Source organism: Streptomyces sp. NPDC054765 (assembly GCF_053612065.1).
Window position 1 is genome coordinate 1 of the sequence record NZ_JBSHBP010000084.1, and the last position, 18266, is coordinate 18266.

The 18266-nt window shown below is 69.2% G+C and carries 17 protein-coding genes and 3 pseudogenes; 8 read left to right on the top strand and 12 right to left on the bottom strand.

Going from position 1 to position 18266, the window contains the following annotated elements:
- On the top strand, positions 1-222 hold a 222-nt coding region (locus ACWGJY_RS33480; RefSeq protein WP_453264643.1), incomplete at its 5' end, for a hypothetical protein.
- A 533-nt stretch (positions 223-755) separates the two neighbouring features.
- Entirely contained in the window at positions 756-1157 is a 402-nt protein-coding gene (locus ACWGJY_RS33485) for a hypothetical protein (protein WP_453264644.1), read from the top strand.
- Between the two features lie 103 nt (positions 1158-1260).
- Here the strand turns inward: ACWGJY_RS33485 and ACWGJY_RS33490 are convergent, their stop codons facing one another.
- Complete coding sequence (locus tag ACWGJY_RS33490) at positions 1261-2229, bottom strand: NADPH:quinone oxidoreductase family protein (RefSeq protein WP_453264645.1); 969 nt, start codon at positions 2227-2229, stop codon at positions 1261-1263.
- Between the two features lie 149 nt (positions 2230-2378).
- Here ACWGJY_RS33490 and ACWGJY_RS33495 point away from each other — a divergent pair, with 149 nt between their 5' ends.
- Positions 2379-2780, top strand: coding sequence for a winged helix-turn-helix transcriptional regulator (locus ACWGJY_RS33495; RefSeq protein ID WP_453264646.1), 402 nt, complete (start codon positions 2379-2381; stop codon positions 2778-2780).
- A gap of 210 nt (positions 2781-2990) precedes the next feature.
- Here ACWGJY_RS33495 and ACWGJY_RS33500 read toward each other — a convergent pair.
- From ACWGJY_RS33500 to ACWGJY_RS33510, 3 genes and pseudogenes are all read right to left on the bottom strand, one after another.
- A pseudogene (locus tag ACWGJY_RS33500) lies at positions 2991-3116 on the bottom strand (IS5/IS1182 family transposase); the annotation flags it as partial.
- 587 nt (positions 3117-3703) lie between these two features.
- Positions 3704-4093, bottom strand: a complete 390-nt coding sequence (locus ACWGJY_RS33505; protein ID WP_453264647.1) for a hypothetical protein — start codon at positions 4091-4093, stop codon at positions 3704-3706.
- Positions 4090-4563, bottom strand: coding sequence for an ATP-binding protein (locus ACWGJY_RS33510; RefSeq protein ID WP_453264648.1), 474 nt, complete (start codon positions 4561-4563; stop codon positions 4090-4092). The genes ACWGJY_RS33505 and ACWGJY_RS33510 overlap by 4 nt, the downstream gene beginning before the upstream one ends.
- 252 nt (positions 4564-4815) lie before the next feature.
- Here ACWGJY_RS33510 and ACWGJY_RS33515 point away from each other — a divergent pair, with 252 nt between their 5' ends.
- From ACWGJY_RS33515 to ACWGJY_RS33525, 3 genes are read left to right on the top strand one after another with little or no spacing between them, the layout of a single operon-like run.
- Positions 4816-5658, top strand: a complete 843-nt coding sequence (locus tag ACWGJY_RS33515) for a helix-turn-helix domain-containing protein (RefSeq protein WP_453264649.1) — start codon at positions 4816-4818, stop codon at positions 5656-5658.
- Positions 5655-5909 carry a DUF397 domain-containing protein gene (locus ACWGJY_RS33520; RefSeq protein WP_453264650.1) on the top strand — a complete coding sequence of 85 codons (255 nt, stop codon included), beginning with the start codon at positions 5655-5657 and terminating at the stop codon, positions 5907-5909. Before ACWGJY_RS33515 ends, ACWGJY_RS33520 begins: the two co-directional genes overlap by 4 nt.
- Entirely contained in the window at positions 5899-6102 is a 204-nt protein-coding gene (locus tag ACWGJY_RS33525) for a DUF397 domain-containing protein (protein ID WP_453264651.1), read from the top strand. Before ACWGJY_RS33520 ends, ACWGJY_RS33525 begins: the two co-directional genes overlap by 11 nt.
- A gap of 87 nt (positions 6103-6189) precedes the next feature.
- Here the strand turns inward: ACWGJY_RS33525 and ACWGJY_RS33530 are convergent.
- Positions 6190-6603 (bottom strand): annotated as a pseudogene (locus tag ACWGJY_RS33530) (Scr1 family TA system antitoxin-like transcriptional regulator); the annotation flags it as partial.
- A gap of 23 nt (positions 6604-6626) precedes the next feature.
- Positions 6627-7376: pseudogene (locus tag ACWGJY_RS33535) on the bottom strand (DUF6879 family protein); the annotation flags it as partial.
- Between the two features lie 817 nt (positions 7377-8193).
- Between ACWGJY_RS33535 and ACWGJY_RS33540 the strand changes: the two are divergent.
- Positions 8194-8601: a hypothetical protein gene (locus tag ACWGJY_RS33540; protein WP_453264652.1), complete on the top strand. Its 408-nt coding sequence runs from the start codon at positions 8194-8196 to the stop codon at positions 8599-8601.
- Positions 8602-8788: 187 nt separating this feature from the next.
- Here ACWGJY_RS33540 and ACWGJY_RS33545 read toward each other — a convergent pair whose 3' ends face one another.
- Entirely contained in the window at positions 8789-9469 is a 681-nt protein-coding gene (locus tag ACWGJY_RS33545; protein WP_453264653.1) for a LuxR C-terminal-related transcriptional regulator, read from the bottom strand.
- A gap of 198 nt (positions 9470-9667) precedes the next feature.
- On the opposite strand from ACWGJY_RS33545, the gene ACWGJY_RS33550 reads away from it, so the two are divergent.
- On the top strand, positions 9668-12895 hold the full coding sequence (locus ACWGJY_RS33550) for a cytochrome P450 (protein ID WP_453264654.1): 3228 nt from the start codon (positions 9668-9670) through the stop codon (positions 12893-12895).
- A gap of 176 nt (positions 12896-13071) precedes the next feature.
- On the opposite strand, the gene ACWGJY_RS33555 is transcribed toward ACWGJY_RS33550, so the two are convergent.
- The 5 genes from ACWGJY_RS33555 to ACWGJY_RS33575 all read right to left on the bottom strand — a co-directional run bounded on the left by ACWGJY_RS33555 (position 13072) and on the right by ACWGJY_RS33575 (position 18018).
- On the bottom strand, positions 13072-14298 hold the full coding sequence (locus ACWGJY_RS33555) for a cytochrome P450 (protein ID WP_453264655.1): 1227 nt from the start codon (positions 14296-14298) through the stop codon (positions 13072-13074).
- Positions 14299-14499: 201 nt separating this feature from the next.
- Positions 14500-15345: a DUF4097 family beta strand repeat-containing protein gene (locus tag ACWGJY_RS33560; protein ID WP_453264656.1), complete on the bottom strand. Its 846-nt coding sequence runs from the start codon at positions 15343-15345 to the stop codon at positions 14500-14502.
- 83 nt (positions 15346-15428) lie between these two features.
- A complete protein-coding gene (locus tag ACWGJY_RS33565) occupies positions 15429-15944 on the bottom strand; it encodes a hypothetical protein (RefSeq protein ID WP_453264657.1) in 516 nt (171 codons plus the stop codon).
- Between the two features lie 353 nt (positions 15945-16297).
- On the bottom strand, positions 16298-16963 hold the full coding sequence (locus ACWGJY_RS33570; RefSeq protein WP_453264658.1) for a nitroreductase: 666 nt from the start codon (positions 16961-16963) through the stop codon (positions 16298-16300).
- Positions 16964-17403: 440 nt separating this feature from the next.
- Positions 17404-18018: a GOLPH3/VPS74 family protein gene (locus tag ACWGJY_RS33575; protein ID WP_453264659.1), complete on the bottom strand. Its 615-nt coding sequence runs from the start codon at positions 18016-18018 to the stop codon at positions 17404-17406.
- Positions 18019-18266 lie beyond the last annotated feature (248 nt).

Here is an 18266-nt window from a genome sequence, read left to right on the forward strand (position 1 = left end):
AGTTGCCTGCGCGTCACACCCAGCTTCCTACCGGGTTCCGTCCCCATGCGGGGACGGAACCCGAAGGTTGATCACAACCACACACAGGCCCTAGCCCACCAGCCTCTCCTCCAGCTCGACCAAGGCGCCACCACCCTCTACGTCGCCGTTGCGGCCCTCCTACGCGACGCCGGCACCGACCTCGCCACTGTCCTGCACCTGAGAGCACCGTCGCCGGCCTGACCTGCGCGCGTACGTATGGGATCCGGCCACGTCCGAGCACAGCGAAGACAAGTCCCTGAAGCGCGATGATCACAGCGTCAACGCGCTTCACTACGACGCTGGCACTGGCAGTGCAATCGACGGGGAGCCCGGCCTGACCCATCTAACGGCTGTCTCCGGGCCTGCACACCCACAGCTGAGGCTGCCTACCACCGCGGTGACGAGCGAGCCGGCACGATGGCGCCTGGGCGCTGGCACAACAGCATGGCCCCAATCCGGTCGGATCGGGGCCATGCTGTGTTCGCGGGGGACTTGAACGACGACTCCCTCGATGGCCCCGGCCGGCATCCCGTTCTCGCCCGCGAGCAGGGCGCGAACTCCCGGGCCGGGGCCCGCATGATGATCGCCACCCGATCACCGGCCCTGGTACCAACGGAACAGCCAGTGACGCCAAGTGCTTGATCTTGGCTGCGTAGCAGGTCGGAGGCACGATCGTGGGAGTGGCTCTGTCTACGAGTTCCGGGTTCTGGCGCAGATCTTGGAGGCGTCTCGCGGTGCTATTGGAGCAGGATCATCTTGCGGAGCAGTTCGAATCCGGCTCGGCCGTAGAGCTGGCTCCAGCGAGGTCACCGCCTCCCGCCACAACAAGATCACCCGGCATCTGCGGGAGGCCGGGCTCGGGGGCCCTGGCCGACCTCGGCTTCGTCGGTCTGGACGACAAGCCCGACGACGACCCGGTGATCATCACCGGCCGCAAAGCAACCCGCAATCACCGCCTCACCGTCGCCGAGAAGGAGGCGAACCGCCTGGCCAGCCGGGAAGGCGCCGCGAACGAACACGGCTTCGCCAACCTCAAGACCTGGCAGATCCTGACCAAGCTCCGCATGAACGCCCGGCACGCGACCACCCTCCTGCGGGCCCTGCTCGTCCTTGCGACCTACGAAGTCCAGCGATGACGGACGATCATGCATCAACGATCACGCTCCCGATCAGCACGAGCACCGCCACCCGAACATCACACCAGCCCCGCTGACCAGCAAAGACCACGATGGCGGTCTCTCACTGGACGTCCAACAGCACCTTCCCTTGCGCGCGGCGCTCGTCGAGTTCGAGCAGAGCCTGCGATGCCTGCTCAAGCGGGAAGCGCCGCCCAATCACGGGCTCAAGCTTGCCGGCCCGCAGGAGAGGCAGTAGCGCGGCCCACTGCTCCTGCAGATAGGAAGGCTGCTCCACCCAGAACGCGCCCCAGCCGACTCCTGAGACGTTGAGGTTGTTGCGCATAAGACTGTCGACCTTGATCTGGGCAACGTCGCCGCCCGTTGAGCCGACGACCAGAAGGCGGCCCTCGCGCGCGAGGATGCGCAGCGAGCCGGAGACCCGGCCGGCTCCGACCGGGTCCACGACGATGTCAACGCCGCGATTTCCGGTCAGTTCCAGCACCGCGTCCTCGAAGGCGTCGGCCAAGACGACCTCATCGGCGCCGGCAGCCTTCGCCGTATCGATTTTTCCCGGTGCGGACACGACCGCGACCACCCTGGCATCCAGTGCGGCGGCCAACTGCACCGCGGCGGTGCCGACGCCGCCGGCTGCTCCGTGCACCAAAACCGTCTCACCCGGCTTCAGCTGCGCCCGGCGCACCAGGCCGAAGTGCATGGTCAGATAGTTCATGGGCAGGGCCGCGCCCGCGTCGAAGGACACGTTGTCGGGGAGCGGGAAGACCGCTGTCGGCGGGGCGGTCACCGTCTCGGCGTATCCGCCGACCCCGGGGAAGGCCGCGACCCGCTGCCCGGCTGTCAGGCCGCTGTCCGAGGGGGCGGACCTGACGACTCCGGCGACCTCTGTGCCCGGGATGAAGGGAAGGGTCCGCCGCAGGTGGTACTCACCGCGGCTCTGCGAAACCTCCGGAAAGGTCACGCCGGCGACGTGCACGTCGATGACGACCGACTCGGCATCGACCGTCGGTTCATCGACTTCGACGAGCTCTATGGCGTCGGGACCCTTGAGGGTGGTGATGTGCATAGCACGCATGGGGGGCTCCTGGGATGGGGCAACAGGAAGGAACGGCACGGTTACTTTTCGCGCCTCGGTACTCTTTAAGAACCGTGACCAGCATGGTGTGCCAGCCGCATCCCGATCAATAAGGCACTTTTTGGTGTCCCGGTTCTCTGGAGGTAACGATGACCCCGACTGATAGCCAGTCGCAGCAGGACGCGGGCCGGGCCCGCGTCGTCCTCGGCATCGTCGGGGACAAGTGGTCGCTCCTGGTCGTGTGCCGCCTCGATCTGGGGCCGCGCCGTTTCACCGAACTAAAGCGAACCGTCGACGGAATCAGCCAGCGCATGCTCACCGTGACCCTGCGGAGCCTGGAACGGGACGGCATCCTGATCCGCACCGTCCACAACGTCATGCCGCCTCACGTCACCTACGAGCTCACCCCGATGGGCAGAACGCTCTACGAAGCCACCGCGCCCCTCCGGAAGTGGACCATCGAGCACCTGGCGCACATCGACGACGCCCGCGCGGAATACGACGCCCGCGCCCACGCCCAGCCCGCCGAGGCCGTCAAGAGTCACAGCTGATCGTCCCCGACCCGACCACGCATCTCGCGGGTGAACTGGGAGTCCTCGCGTTCAAGCGAGGCTACGCCCAGTGGTTCGAAAGCCATCGTGATGACGCGGAAGGGCTCGCACCACACGCACTGACAGCCTTGAACACGCGCTTCTTCGGGTCGGACTCGTTGTCCTGGACGTGCACCGCGGTGTTCCATTCGTGCACCACATGGACAGGGTGAGCGTCTTGCGGTCATCGATCCGCCTGCGACCCGGGTGCCGGAACCGCCGCTCATGCTTAGGCAGCAGCGGCTCGATCACCGCCCACAACTCGTCACTGACCTCCCACGGCTTCCGCCGCGCCACGGGGCACCCCCAAAACACGGAGTCACATACACCTCCACCGTGCCACAGGAAGATCATTCTGCAAGGACCCCTAAGGGCTTGCAGGGAATTAACTTGTGGTTTTTGGGACTTGACACCCCACGTCCGGGCAACATGAGTGCGCATGTTGTTGTTCTGCGAGCCCTAAGGGACGTCGTCGCCCGGCGCGAGGGGCGCCCCGAAGCCCGTCGGCCGATGCGCTCGCCGTGGACCAGGCGCTCCCGGCGCCGCACCATCGGCGAGGGGCAGAAAGAGGACCGGCCTGGCCGACCACTCCACCCAGGCCCCGGCGCAGTTGAGCGCCAGACCGCACGGCTCGCCCCGCTGGAGCGCGGCCATCGCCCCCACCTGCCCCGGACGCCCCAACTCTCCTCGTACACACCGCCGTTCCTCCTCCGGGAGGCAGGCAGTCACCTTCCTCGCATCCGCGCCCATCAGCCGCACCGCGCGCACGGGGCAGTGCGTGGCAAGGGCCGTCCACGAGTCCAGGCGATCCGCCTGCACGGAGCGATACACGAACCGCTCGCACCAGTAGCCGGGCATGAGGAGGGCCGATGCCGCCTCGCTCGTCATGCCGCCTTCCGGAGGTGACGGGCCCGAACGGGGGCCGCGCTGCGGGCCTGGGCCGCCGGACGCGCCGTGAGCGCGTAGGTGCACCCCTCCGCATCAACCGCCCTGACGACGACGGGGACCCCGGCCGCGAGGCCGTCCCTCGCCCACCGATATCCGGCCGCATCCTCCCACCACGCATGCACCACGCCGTCATACGGGGCGCCTAACCGCTCCGCCACATGCTCCGCCCGCGCCCGGACCCAGCCCAGGGCCCGCCCCGGTGAGTACGACGTCCAGCCGCCGAGGCCGATCGAGGAACCGTCCGGATACCGGGCCGAGGCCTGTGCCCGGTAGGCCACGAGCCCCGGAGTCGTCACGGCGCGCGCCGCGCTGGTGTCAGCCGTCACGGCATGCGCCGCGCTGGCGTCAGGCAGGGCGCCGAGGTGTCGCCGACGACCACCTCGGCCCACACGGTCTTTCCGGTGGCGTCCCGGACGACACCCCAGCCACTTGCCAAGGCGTCCACCAGCACTAATCCACGTCCACATTCGTCGTCCTCCTCGGCTTCGTTCCTCACGGGAAGTTCCTCGCTCGCGTCCCACACCTCCAGCCGGAGCCGGCCGCCCGCCCACGCGAACCGGACGCCGACGTCCGGGCCGCCGGACGCCTGTGCCTGCACGGCGTTGGTGACCAGCTCGGACAGCAACAGCTCGGCGGATTCGGCCAGTTCTCCACCGATGCGCCAGACCTGAAGCTGCCGCCGGAGCGCCCGACGGGCCCGGCCGGGGCACCGTCTGTCGCCGGGGAAACAGTGGGCGGCTGCGGGCGGCGGGTCGGTGGTGAGTGCTGTTGCTACTGGTCGGGCGCGTGTGGACATAGCCATCCCCCTGGGGAGCGCGACTAGGGAACCCGCAGCGCTGGATGCACATCACAGCGTGACGGGATGACACTCACCGTGACGTCGGAGGCAGTCTCCTGGCAAGCCACTCTGGGGAATTAATTCCCCAGAGTGATAGTTTCAAGATCGCGGTTGCGGCGCAGAGTTGAGCCGCTGAAGACTGTGTCCACTGTTCACGGGAGGTCAGAAGTGGCGAGTCAACAGCCGGACGCAGGACGGAAGTCCACCGTCTTGGGCAGGAAGCTGGGCGGGGAACTGCTGAGGCTCCGCGACGCGCAGGGATTGACTCAACCCCAGGCGGCACGGCATCTGACGGCCACGCAAACGAAGATCGCCAAGATGGAGCGCGGCTTCTCACCGGTGCGTGACCCCGACCTTCACGCTCTGTGTGACCTGTACGGGCTGGATCGTGCGGGACCCGAGAGGGAGCGCCTGCTCGCGCTGGCCAAGACGGATCGCGAACGCCGTCGGGCAAAAGGCTGGTGGGAAGAGTACGCAGACCTGGGCGACTTGCTGGAGTACATCCAGCTTGAGGCCGGGGCATCCAGGATCCGGACGTTCCAGAACCAGCTGGTCCCAGGGCTGCTGCAAACGCCGGAGTACGCCCGTGCGGTGGCCGTGGCGGACGACGCCTGGGGAGACCCGGACGAAGTCGACCAGTTCGTGGCCGCGCGGATCAGCAGACAAGCCCGGCTCACCGACGACCGGCCGCTGGAACTGTGGGCGGTTCTCTCGGAAGCCGTCCTGCGTCAGCAGGTCGGGGGACCGGCGGTCATGCGAGGGCAGCTGGAGCATCTGCTTGAGGTGTCCACCATGCCCCACGTCAAGCTTCAGGTGTGGCCGTTCGAGGCTGCCGCGCACGCAGCGATGAGCGGTCCCTTCGTGATCGTCGGCTTCGAGGAACCGGCTTCTCTGGATGTCGTCTACCTGGAGACCGCCGGCTCCCGGCTGTGGCTGGAGCGCGAGGAGGACGCGAACAGGCATCGAGGCCTGTTCGATAGCGTACGGAGAGTCGCGCTGTCTCCGGAAGACACCCGCGTCCGGCTCACGAGCTTGCTGAAGGAGAACCGGTGACCACATTCAGGTTTTACAAGTCGAGCTACAGCGGTTCGCAGGGCGAGTGCGTGGAAGTGGCCCGCAACGTCCCCCAGGTCACAGCCATACGCGACAGCAAGAACCCCGCCGGCCCTCGTCTCCTCGTGGGGGCGGGTGCTTGGGGAACGTTCATAGAAGCGCTCAAGACCGACGGCCCCACGGCCTCGACAGCATCCGACAGCTCCTTGAAGGCGGTTCGCAGCACAGGGGAGAGGGATCGTGAAGCCTGAGATCGTCAGCTCATTTCGCAAGTCGTCCTACTCGGGTCAAGAGGGAGACTGCGTGGAGGTGGCCCACACTGCTGACGGCGGTCGCGTCGTACGTGACAGCAAGGACCAGGCCGGCCCAAGCATCGCCCTCGGCGCAGGGGCATGGACCTCGTTCCTGGCGAAGCTGAAGGAGGACCACTCCACGGTCCTTTGAGGCTGCGGGCTTGAGGCTGGCGGCAGGCAAGAGAGTGCCCCTGGGCCAAGCCTGTGACCCAGGGGCACTTGCCGTAGCCACACGGCCTCAGCGCAAGCTCTCAAGCGCCTTCACGATGAGCGTCCGCGCCTCCGTGCCCTCCACGGCCATGCTGCGCAGCTGCTCGAACGCCTTCACATACAAGGCGATTTCGGTGGGCCGGGTGATTTTCACCTCTGCCGACAGCAACTCGACCGAGACCAACCGTTCGTCGTATACGTGAAACGTCTCGTGCGGCAGCTGCACCCGCGGATGCGTCGTCTTCGGGATGATCCCGAGGGATACGGACGGCAGGGCATCGATCGTCAGCAGGTGGTCCAGCTGAGCAGCCATCGCCTCCCTGTCTCCGAACTGGTGGTACAGCACCGCTTCTTCGATGAGCAGAACAGACTCATGCCCCGGCTCATGGGTGATGCGGGTCCGCTCGACTCGCGCCCGCGCGGCCTCCGCACTGTCGTCAACGCTGTGGCTGTGGCTGTGGCTGTCGCTGTCGCTGTCGCTTCCGCGAACTTCTGGTACGGGACGGCGTAATGCCAGGCGGCGTCGCGTGCCTGGGCGTAGCGGTTGACGGCGGCCGGTTCGGTGATCAGCTCAACGTCGATCAGGTTGTCCGAGTCGTCGAAGTTGAGCAGGGCGACCAGCCGTGAGTCGAGGATCCAGAAGTCTTCGTCCGGCAGCTGGAGTTGCTCCGCATCGGCGCGCGAGAGGTTGCGAATGTCTTCGCCCACGGCGCTGTTCCGCTTCGCGTTGTCGAGCAGGTAGAGCTGTCCGGCAGTAGGAGGGCTGTCGATGATGCGGACGCGCTCGAAGCGCTTGCCGAGCGCGGACTGTTCACGCCGCTTGACGCACCACTCCGAGTCGACGCCGTCCCAGTTCACGGGCTCACCTCGGGTGAACTGCGCGTAAGTTTCCGTACCTTCGTCGCTCGCATAGCGGCGCCGAGTCTCCAGTCGCCACGCCGTGTGCTTGAAGGTGGTGAAGAGCCGACCGAATTCGACCAGGTCGATGATGCGTGGCACGCGGGTGGTCTCCTTCGGGCCGAAGTCAACCAACAACTCACGGGGTAAGACGATCGCCGTCTCGCCCTCGGACAGGTGCTGGAGCTGGGTGATGTCGCGGCGGTCGGTGAGTGGCGGGCCGTGCACGATGATCTCACCCGTGTCCAGGTCCTCATGGACGGACGGGCATCCGTCTGTGCCGCTTCCGGTGCCGTTGAAGCGCAGTCGCCTCATGATCGTGTCCCTTCGTTCGGGCTGACTCACCCAGCATTCAAGGGCGCGAGGCCCGGCGGTACAGGGGCCGCCCACCTAGGTGAGAAGACTAGAGAAAGTCCCGTCGCGGCACGAGAAACTTAGAGAAACTTTCCTGGCGGTGCCAAACTGCGGGTATCTAACGTCCCGTCCATGACCACACCGGACAAGCAGCGCCGGACCGACCCCATCGAAGTGGCTGAGTCCTCACGCGATGCTCTGGCCTCTGACGGGATCACATCGCCCCCGTTCCAAGGGAACGATGCGTCATCTGAACTGCGGTTCCTGGCGCTGGGGCGAGTCCCGGCAGAGCACCGCTGCCCCACATGCAGAGACCTGGAACGCGGCCGCAAACAAGCCGCCGGAGCCCGGGATCTCAGCAGGGTGACCGACTTCGACGTGCTGATCGCGCGTCATCGTGCGCGGCACGGGCGGGGGCGTGAGTAGGCGCGAGCGGCCGTGAAAGCTCCCGCCCCGGCCGTCATTCCCCTGGCAGGGCACGGCCGGAGCGGGCGGGCCCGTGAGGGCCCTCGCAAGTGCACGGCGACGCGCGGACCGACCGTGCGTCGACTCGGCACCCGAGGAGACGACCATGCGATACCGCCTCGACCCGGTCAAGTACGGCGGCGATGAGGACGACAACGAAGGCAATCCCAACGGCGGCTGTGGCGACGGGCAGGGCTGTGGCCGCCAGTAGGCCGTGAAGTGACGTGAGGTGAAGTGGGCGGCCCTCGTTCGGGGATCTGGGCGGGGGTCGCCCGTTCGGACCAATGAAGGTGACCCGTTCGCGTGAAGGAGAGAGATGGCCGGACCCCACCACCACGGCTACGTCTGGCTCGGCAGTGGAGATGTGCTCGTCAAGCCGGGGGACGCGCACCGGCGGCCGGGGCACCCGGAGTTCCGTACCGCTCAGGTGATGCCGCTGGAGTGTGCGGACTGGCTGCTGAAGGCGGCTGGGCGGATCGAGGGGACGTTCGTCGAGGCGGACGAGGGGGCCGAGTGGTACGCGGGGCAACTCGCGGAACATGCCTCGCTTTTCGGCGGGGCGTCGGCGCCTGACCCGTTGTACGGGGAAACTGTGCGGGCGTTGGCTGCCGGGGAGGACCGGGTCGGGGGGTGGTGGGTGAGCGGGGGGCGGTTTCTCTCGGTGAATCTGATCGCTTGTAGTCCGCACCGGGTGCGTCCGGAGTACGCCTGCCCGCTGAGGTAGGCCGAGGCAGGGCGCGAACGACCGGTATCCGTGAACTCGTCGCACCATGGCCCCGATGCGCCTGCCGCCGTCAAGGCGCGTCGCGGTGCCGCCCCTCACCTCGGGTGCCGGCGTGATCAGGTCCCGGATGCGTCCGCCCGGGTCGCCACCGCCCCCTGTGCTGCGGCCTGAGCTGTGTCTCTACCGGTCAGCTCGACGGGGCCCGCGTTGGTGGTGCGAGGACCCCTGTGGTGTAGGCGCGGGCCACCAGTGCTGTGCGGTTCGCCGTTCCCCAGCGTTGGGACAGGGCCCTGAAGTGGTAGTTGACGCCGTCGGGGGTCAGGCCCAACGCCCTGGCGATCTGGGCGGTCGTGGAGCCGCCCGCGGTCAGGGCGAGTATCCGGGCCTCCATGGCGCTGACGTGGGGAGGTTCTTCCTGGTCGGGGGCCGGCGGCGCGGCGGGCCGGGCCAGCCCGCGCAGCATCAGCAGCAGGTTCGGTGGCGCGTCCGGCAGGTCGCTGACCACGTCGACGATCAGTTCGCCCTGCCGTTCGGCACCGCTCCCGCTGGTCCAGGACACCTCGACCGGAATCCGCGACCTGCGGCGCAGCCGTACCGCCTCGGTGACCGGACCGAGCTGGGCCGGGGTCAGCGGGCGGAAGAACTCCAAGGCGTTGTGCCCGGTCAGGCGCCCGGGGAGGGTGCCCCACTCGGTGGCCAACGCGGGGTTCGCCACCCGGATCGTGCCGTCCGCCTCGCAGAAGGCGGCGGGCAGCGGTACAAGGTCGAACAGGATCAGGACACGGTTGCGCCAGAAGATCGCTCGCTCGCGATCCGACATCGCGGCGTCGTGCGGCAGCCAGCCCGCCTGCTGTTCCTGGGGATCCATCGCGCGTACCCGCCCCTCGCGTCGTCGTGCCCCTACGCCCCGGAGTTGCCGCACGCAAGTCTGAGACAGCCCACGGCCCCTACAAAATTATGTAGCCGGAGGGGACGGTATGGCGTTGCGGTGGCGCGACGGTGGAGACGGGCGCCGGCACCGTGGCGGCGTCAGCCCGGTACACCCCGATTCCGGAGGACAGCCACCATGGCCGATACCTTGCTTCCGCCGCAGACGTGCAGCGCCGCAGACGTGCCCGTCATCGACCTTTCCGCCGCCGACGGGAACGGCACGCCCGTCCTGGGGCTGATGAATGCGGCCCGGCACCTGGGCCCGGTCTTCGCCTTGCGGGTGGACGGCGAGGACAACCTCTTCGTCTCCGGGCTGGACCTCGCCAGCGAGCTCGCCGACGACCAGCGGTTCACCAAGAACGTCGGTCTCGGGGTGGGGTACCTGCGGCAGCTGCTGGGCGACGGGCTGTTCACCGCGTACACCCACGAGCCGAACTGGGCCAAGGCGCACGACATTCTCATGCCCGCCTTCGGCCTGGGATCGATGCGCACCTACCAGCCCGTGATGCTGAAGGTCGCTCACCGGCTCGTCGAGTCCTGGGACCGCCAGGCCTCCGCCGGGAATCCGGTGGAGGTGGCCGACGACATGACACGGATGACGCTGGACACCATCGGGCTCGCCGGATTCGGCTTCGACTTCGGCTCCTTCGACCGCGACGAGCCGCACCCGTTCGTCAGCTCGATGGTGAGCTGCCTGGAGTGGGCGATGGCCCGTGTCGGCCGCGCGCCCGGTGCCGACCACAGCGAGCGCGACGAGGAGATGCGCGCCGACGCCGCCTACCTGGCGTCGGTGGTCGACGAGGTCATCGCCGCCCGCACCGCCGTGCCGGCCACCGCCACCGGCCGGCCGCAGGACCTGCTGGGGCTGATGCTCACCGCGGCGCACCCTTCCGACGGCACCCCCCTGGACCTGGAGAACGTCCGCAAACAGATCATCACCTTCCTGATCGCCGGGCACGAGACCACCTCGGGCGCCCTGGCCTTCGCCCTGTACTACCTGGTCAAGAACCCGGCCGTGCTGCGCCTCGCGCAGCGCGAGGTCGACGGGATGTGGGGCGACACCCCCACCCCGGAGCCCACGTTCGAGGACATCGGCCGCCTGCACTACACCCGCCAGGTGCTCAACGAGGCCCTGCGGCTGTGGCCCACCGCCCCCGCGTTCGCGCGCGAGGCGGTGGGCGACACCGTCCTGGGCGGCCGCATTCCGCTGCGGGCCGGGCAGGGCATCCGGGTCGTGATCCCGATGCTCCACCGCGACCCGGTGTGGGGCGACAACCCCGAGCAGTTCGACCCCTCCCGTTTTTCGCCGGAGGCGATGGCCGCGCGCTCCCCGCACGCGTACAAGCCGTTCGGTACGGGTGAACGCGCCTGCATCGGCCGGCAGTTCGCGCTGCACGAGGCCACCATGGTGCTCGCCATGCTCATCCACCGGTACCGGCTGGTCGACCACGCCGACTACCAGCTGAAGCTGAAGCAGTCGCTCACCATCAAGCCCGACGGGTTCACCCTCACCCTCGTCCCGCGTACCCCCGCCGACCGGGCCGCCAACCGCACCGCACTGCCGGCCGCGACTGCCGCACCGTCCGGCAGTGCCCCGGCCGAGGCCACCGGCCTGCCCACCCGGGTCCGTCAGGACACCGGGGTGCTGCTGCTTCACGGCTCCACCTACGGAACCTGCCGCGATTTCGCCGCCCAACTCGCCGACGACGTCGCGGAACTGGGGTGCGACACCACTGTCGCCCCGCTCGACGCCCACCCTGGGGCACTGCCCACCGACCGGCCTGTCGTGATCACCGCCGCCTCGTACAACGGCCGGCCCACCGACGACGCGGCCGAGTTCGTCCGCTGGCTCCAGGAGGCCGAACCCGGCGCGGCCGAGGGCGTCAGCTACGCCGTCCTCGGTGTCGGCGACCGCAACTGGTCCGCCACCTACCAGCGCATCCCCACCCTCATCGACGACCGGCTCGCCGCCCTCGGCGCCACCCGCATCCTCGACCGCGCCGAAGCCGACGCCTCCGGTGACCTGTCCGGCAGCGTCACGGCGTTCACGGCCGCACTGCGCACCGCGCTGCTGGAGCAGCACGGCGATCCCGCCACCGCGGGCGCTCGGCCCCGGCGCGAGCAGGACGGCCCCGCGTACACCATCACCGAGGTCACCGGTGGCGCGCTCGACGCCCTGGCCGCCCGGCACGGCATGACGGCGATGACCGTCACCGACACCGGCAGCCTCACCCACCCCGAATACCCGCGCATCAAGCGCCTGGTCCGGCTGGCCCTGCCCGAGGGCACGACCTACCGCACGGCCGACCATCTCACCGTGCTGCCCGCCAACGCCCCCGGCCTCGTCGAGCGTGCCGCCCGGCTGCTCCACGCCGACCTCGACACCGTCCTGAGCATCACCCCTCACCGCCCCCGCCGCGACGGGATCCCCGTCGACCGGCCACTGACCCTCCGCCGGCTGCTCACCCACCACGTCGAGCTGCAGGACCGCCCGACCGCCGAACACCTCGCCACCCTGGCCGCCCTCAACCCCTGCCCGCCGGAACAGGCCGCACTGCGCGCCCTCGCCGAGAACACCGACGTGCGCGCCGCCGACCAGCGCACCCTGCTGGACCTCATCGAGGACCACCCCGCCCTGAGCGAGACCCTGACCTGGCCCACGCTGCTGGAACTGCTGCCCCCGCTCAGGCCCCGCCACTACTCCGTCTCCTCCTCACCGGCGGCCGACCCGCACCATGTCGACCTGATGGTCTCCGTGCTGCAGGCCCCCGCCCGTTCGGGCCGCGGCACCTTCCGCGGCACCGGCTCCGGCTACCTCAGCGCCGTGCGCCCCGGCGACACCGTGCTTGCCCGGATCCAGCCGTGCCGCGAGGCCTTCCGCATCGGCCACGACGCCGACACCCCCGTCATCATGATCGCCGCCGGGACCGGGCTCGCCCCCTTCCGCGGTGTCATCGCCGACCGCCGCGCACTCCTGGCCGGCGGCGCCCCGCTCGCCCCGGCGCTGTGTTACTTCGGCTGCGACGCCCCTGACGCCGACTACCTGCACGCCGACGAACTGCACGCCGCCGAACGGGCCGGGGCGGTCACCTTGCGCCCTGCCTTCAGCAACGCCCCCACCGACGGCCGGCACTTCGTACAGGACCGCCTCACCGCCGAGGCCGACGAGGTGTGGGAGCTGCTGAACACCGGAGCCCGGGTCCACGTCTGCGGTGACGGCGCCCGCATGGCCCCCGGCGTCCGCGACGCTTTCCAGGCCATGTACCTGCGGCGCACCGAAGGCGCCGACCAGGCGGACGCTCAGGGCTGGCTCCGGACCTTGATGGACCAGGGCCGGTACGTCGAGGACGTCTACAGCGGCTGACCTCACCGCGCCCGCGGCCCACTGACCGTGCGCCGCGGGCGCCACGCGAACCGGACGCCGGGTTCAGCTTCGGGGCCGGGATCGCCCTGCCCGTGGCCGCCGTGGCCGCCGTGGCCCGTGGCCGTCGTGGCCCGTACGCCCCCGGCCGTCCCAGGTGACGCGCTCGGCCGACGGCTTCAGCGGGCCGTTTCCGTCCAGGTGACCGGCAGTTCGTGGACGCCGTAGATATTCATGTCGGTCCTGAGTTTCACCTCGCCGGCGGGGATGGCGAGCTGGAGGGTCGGGAAGCGGCGCAGCAGTCCGTCGAAACCGGCGCGCATCTCGATGCGGGCCAGCTGCTGGCCGAGGCATTGGTGAAGGCCGTGGCCGAAGGACAGGTGACCGCGGGCCTTGCGGCGGATGTCCAGGGTGTCGGGGTTGTCGAAGCGCCGGGGGTCGTGGTTGGCGGCCAGCATCGAGACAACGACGGTCGATCCCTTGCCGATTGTTTCACCGCCGAGTTCGATGTCCTCCGTGGCGTAGCGATAGAGGATGTCTACAACGGACAGGTAGCGCAGGAGTTCCTCGACGGCATCGGGCAGCAGATCCGGGTTGGCGCGCAGCCCGGCCAGCTGCTCGGGGTGCTCCAGGAGCGCGAAGGTGCCCAGGGCCAGCATGTTGGCGGTGGTCTCGTGGCCCGCGAGCAGCAGCAGGAAGGCGATGCCGGTCAGTTCCTCGATGGTGAGGTCGTCTTGGCGGGCCAGGTCGGACAGTATGTCTTCGCCGGGGGCGGCACGTTTGCGCGTGACCAGTTCGGAAAGGTACGCGGTCAGTGCGCCGTACGCGGCCATCTTCTCGTCGAGCGGCAGGTCCTTGACCAGGAACTTGGCGGAGTTGACCTGGAAGTTCTCCCGGTCCGCATAGGGGACACCGAGCAGTTCGCTGATCACCAGCGAGGGCACCGGCAGTGCGAACTCCTTGACCAGGTCGACCGGCGGGGTCAGGCGCGCCATCTCGTCCAGTTGCCGCTCGGTGATGCCGATGATGTGGTCTTCGAGCTGCTTCATGCGTTTGACGGTGAAGGCGCCGGTGAGCTTGCGCCGCAGCCGGGTGTGGTCCGGCGGGTCCATGGCGATGAACAGGCCGGGGATCTGCGGGGACGGTTCGGTGAGGGCGGGCATGCCGGGGGTCTCGTACGGCACGTGGAGCACGCCGATGTCCTGGCGGGAGCTGAACCGGGTGTCGGCCATGAGCCGGCGGACCGCGTCGTAGCCGGTGACGAGCCAGCCCTCGTGACCGTCGGGGAAGACCATGGGACTGACCGGGCGCGCCTCGCGCAGTTGGGTGATGAGGCGGGGCGGGTCGAAGGGGCCCGCATCGCGATCCATGGGGAGGCCGTGCGGGAGGGGAGCCGTTTGACTCATCGGACTTCCTTTCGTGGTGGCGGTTGTTGCGGCCGGACGGCGGCGGGCGACTGCGGACCGCTCCGTTCATGCCGTGGGCATGACAGCAGAGCTCATGGTCCCCTCCCGCTCGAAGGCTGAAGTAGCAGATGGATGCGGTGAGTTGGCTATGGCGCGGGGTGTGCGGGATGTGCGGGGGTACGCGGGGGCGTGCGGGGGTGCTCAGGGCTTGGCGCGGAGGATGTCGATGTTGCCGTACCGGGTACGGGCGCGGACCTCGACGGTGTCCTCGGCCTTCTCCGGGGACTCGGACGCGGTGAGCGTGTTGCGCACCTGCCCGGAGTCCGAGCTGACGTCGAGCCAGGCGGCCGTGCCTTCGCGGATACCGACCTCGATGGCACCGTAGGAGGTCTCCAACTGGACGGTGCCGCCGGCCACTTCGGCCACCCGCAGGGTGCCGTGCGCGGTGGTCGCGACGACCGAGCTCTCGGCGCGCACGATGTCGATGTCGCCATTGGCGCCGCTCACCCGCAGCTCCCCGGTCACGGCGCCGACGGTCGTGGTGCCGTGCGAGTTCTTCAGGATCGCGGGGCCGTCGACGAGGCCGACGCGCAGGCTGCCGGAGCTGGTGGTGATCTCGGCCATGCCCTCGACGCGGTCCACGGTGATCGAGCCGTGCGACGCGGTCAGCTGCAGCGGCCCGGTCGTGTCCAGGCGTACATCGCCCGAGGAGGTCTTCACCCGGACCTCGCCGAACCGGCCCTCACCGAGCACCTGGGCCCAGGCGCCGGTCATGCCGATGCGCGAGCCGGTGGGCAGGTCGACCGTCACGTCGACGGTTCCGGTGCGCCCGATGAGATAGCGCTGCTTCGGCGTCCGGATGGTCAGGGCACCGCTCGTGTACGTCACCTCGGTCTGCTCGGCGGCCCGCACGTCCGCATCCCGCTGCGGGTCGCGGGGCCGCACCTCGACGACCGTGTCGAGGCGGTCGCCCGCGGTGAACTGGATGGAACCGGCCTCCACATGCGCCGTGGCCGAGATCGGTTCGGGAGTGTCGAAAGAAGGCATGGCTGTCCCGTCCTCTTGGGTCTCATGGTCGTCCCCGCCGGTGGGGACGTGGTGCGGGTGAAGTGGGGCGGGCGTGGGCGCGGCTAGCGCACCCAGCCCTTGAAGTTCTGTCCGATGGCGTGGGTCTTCTCCGTCGTACGTGGCCGCGTGCCGCCGTCGACCGCGGCCGATACGGCGCGCACCAGCCACGCGTTGACCGACAGGCCCTCGCGGTTCGCGGCCTCCTCGGCGCGCGCCTTGAGGTGGGCCGGCAGTCGCAGATTGACGCGGGCGGTGCCACCGTCGTCGCCTTCCGCGGGGGCCGGCGCCGCGAGCGGTTCGGGCGCGGCCGCTGCTTCCGGGTGGCCGTTGTCACCGGGCGGCAGCGTCACCACGAAGTCGGGGTCGAGCCCGCGCAGCCGTACGTCGACCGAGCCGGGGGCGAGCTCGCGGGTGATCTCGTCCATCGCGGCGGAGAGCACATGGAGCATGGTCAGACGGGTCGCCGACTCCAGAGGGGTGGTGAGCCGCTCGGCCAGCTCGCGGGCATCTTCCCCGCCGGCTTCGGCGGCCACCGCGAGTTCGCGACGCAGGGTGTCGACATACGGAGTGAGGTCCATGACGTCATGATGGCACCACTATGGCGCCATGTGCAAGCCCGGGTGGCACCCTGTGTGGGGCTGGCTTGAGGTCGCCCGCTCTGAGCTGGGGAAAGGCGAAGGAAACGACCTGAGTCATTGTGGTGCCACGCGTGCTCATGTGCTTGTGGGGGCAAGGAATGGCGCCGGGCGGCGCCGGGTGGCGCCGGATGCCGGCGGCCTTCGGGCTTACCTCGGAGATGCCCCACCAGAACGCCGGCATGTGGCACCGGCCCTCGGTCGCGTCCCGAAGCAGCTCACAGCGGTTGCCCGGCATGTCTTGTGCGCTGCCTCGCGGTCGCGGGTCTGTCCTGTGGATCGTGACCGCCCAGCGGTCACACTCCGATGAAGCGCACGGTTTCTGTCATCTCCGCCCGCCCGGTACGCAGCCGTGGCACGCCTTCCTTCTCGAATCCCACCGCGACACCGCAGAACAGCACGAGCCCGTCATCGGCTCCGACTGTCTGGCTGACGGTCTTGCGATACATCGTCCACATCACCTGGGGGCAACTGTGCAACCCTTCCGCCCTCAGCAACAGCATGACCGTCTGCACGTACATCCCCGCGTCCGCCCACTGTCCGGGCCCCATCGTCCGGTCGAGGTAGCAGAACAGTACGACCGGTGCCCCGAACGCCTCCGAGTTCAAGGCAGCGATCTTCAGGGGCCTGTCGAGGTCGTCGCGCTCGATTCCCAGCGCTTTGTACCGCTGGGCGGCCGCGGCGGAAAGACGGTCCAGATACGGCGAGGGCAGTTCGGCCGGGTACATCGGATACTCCCGCTCGTCACCCGGGTCTCCCGCCAGCGCCCTGGCCGTCGCGCGCCTCTTCAGTTCGGCCAAGGGCTCGCCGGTCACGACAAACACATGCCACGGCTGGAGGTTCCCGCTCGACGGAGCCCGCGTCGCCGCAGCCAGCACTCGTTCGAGTGCCTCTTTGGGTACCGGCTGATCGCTGAAGGCCCGCACGGCCCGGCGGCTGTCCACGGCTTCATACACGTCCACGTCTTCTCGTCCTCTCACTCAACGACAGCCACCTCTCTGGCTCGGCGGAATGTCCTGGTGATGCCGGGTGATGCGCATCGGCAGCCGGGTCACCCGGAGTTCCGCTCCGCACGGGTGATGGCGCTGGAGTGCGCGGACTGGCTGCTGAAGCCGGCCGCTCGCATCGAGGCGACGTGCTGCGGACCGAAGGAGGGGGCTGACCGGTATGCGGGGCAACTCACCCAATACGCCTGCCTTTTCGTCGGATCCTACGCGGAGGGCCTGTCGTACGCGGAGGGCCTGTCGTACGAGGAGACGGTGCAGGCCTTGTCAGCCGGTGAGGACCGGGCCGGCGGGATGGTGGGTGACCGGTGGCCGATTTCTCCCGCTCCACCTGATCGCGTGCAGTCCGCACCGTGTACGACCGGAGCCAGGCTCGGCGCGGTCGTTCGTGCGGTCGTCTATCCGCCTGGGCCTCGCCAGATGTTACTGAAGGCCTCCTCGTCGATGGCCCGGCGTTGGCGTTCGAATTCCAGCTCGTGCACCGCGTCATTGACGGCGGCGAGCACGGTCTCCACCGCGCCGTCGGCCACGTCCGGAGGGTCTCCCGCCCGCTCGCCGCGGATCCCGAGAGGTGCCGCGAGGCCGGCGAGGATGGGCTCATCGGAGGCCAGGCGGGTCGCCGCCCCGCGGCGTGCGGGCGACTCGGCCAGCGTCATCTGACCGGTCCGGAAGGGCATCCAGCGGCGGCGGGGCCGGCGGGTGAGCTGCCCTTCCGCTTCAAGGGCCGCCAGGTAGGCCGTGGACAGGCCGCGGCCTCTGCGCCACAGCCAGTCGTCGACCGACTCGTACGGCGGTTGCTGGTCGAGCGACGACGCGGCTTCGTCCATGAGGCGATCGGCCACGGCCGGACGGTAGCCCGGGACGATGCGGTCGCCGTCCAGGCTGACGGCTTGCGCGTCCAGCAGGTCGATCAGCTCGGCTCCGGCGAGCGCGAGCGAGAGATTGCCGCGCTCCAGAGTGTGACTGGACTCCATGTCCATGGCGATGAACAACAGGTCGCGCGGTGTGGTCATGAAGGGCTCCACGTCAGGGCATCAGAAGCGGTGCACGGGGTGCATGGGGTGCACGGGCGTCATGGGCGGCAGAAGCGGTGCTTGGGTATCTCTGGAGCGATGCGTCGCTGAGCGACCGGCCCGGCGTCCGGTGTGACGCCGTGGGGTACCGGGTGGCACGGGGTGGGTGGTACCGAGTGGCACCGAGTGGCGCCACTCGGTGCCCAGATGGGTCTCTCCGCCCGCTGGTGAGCGTTCCTTCTTACGAG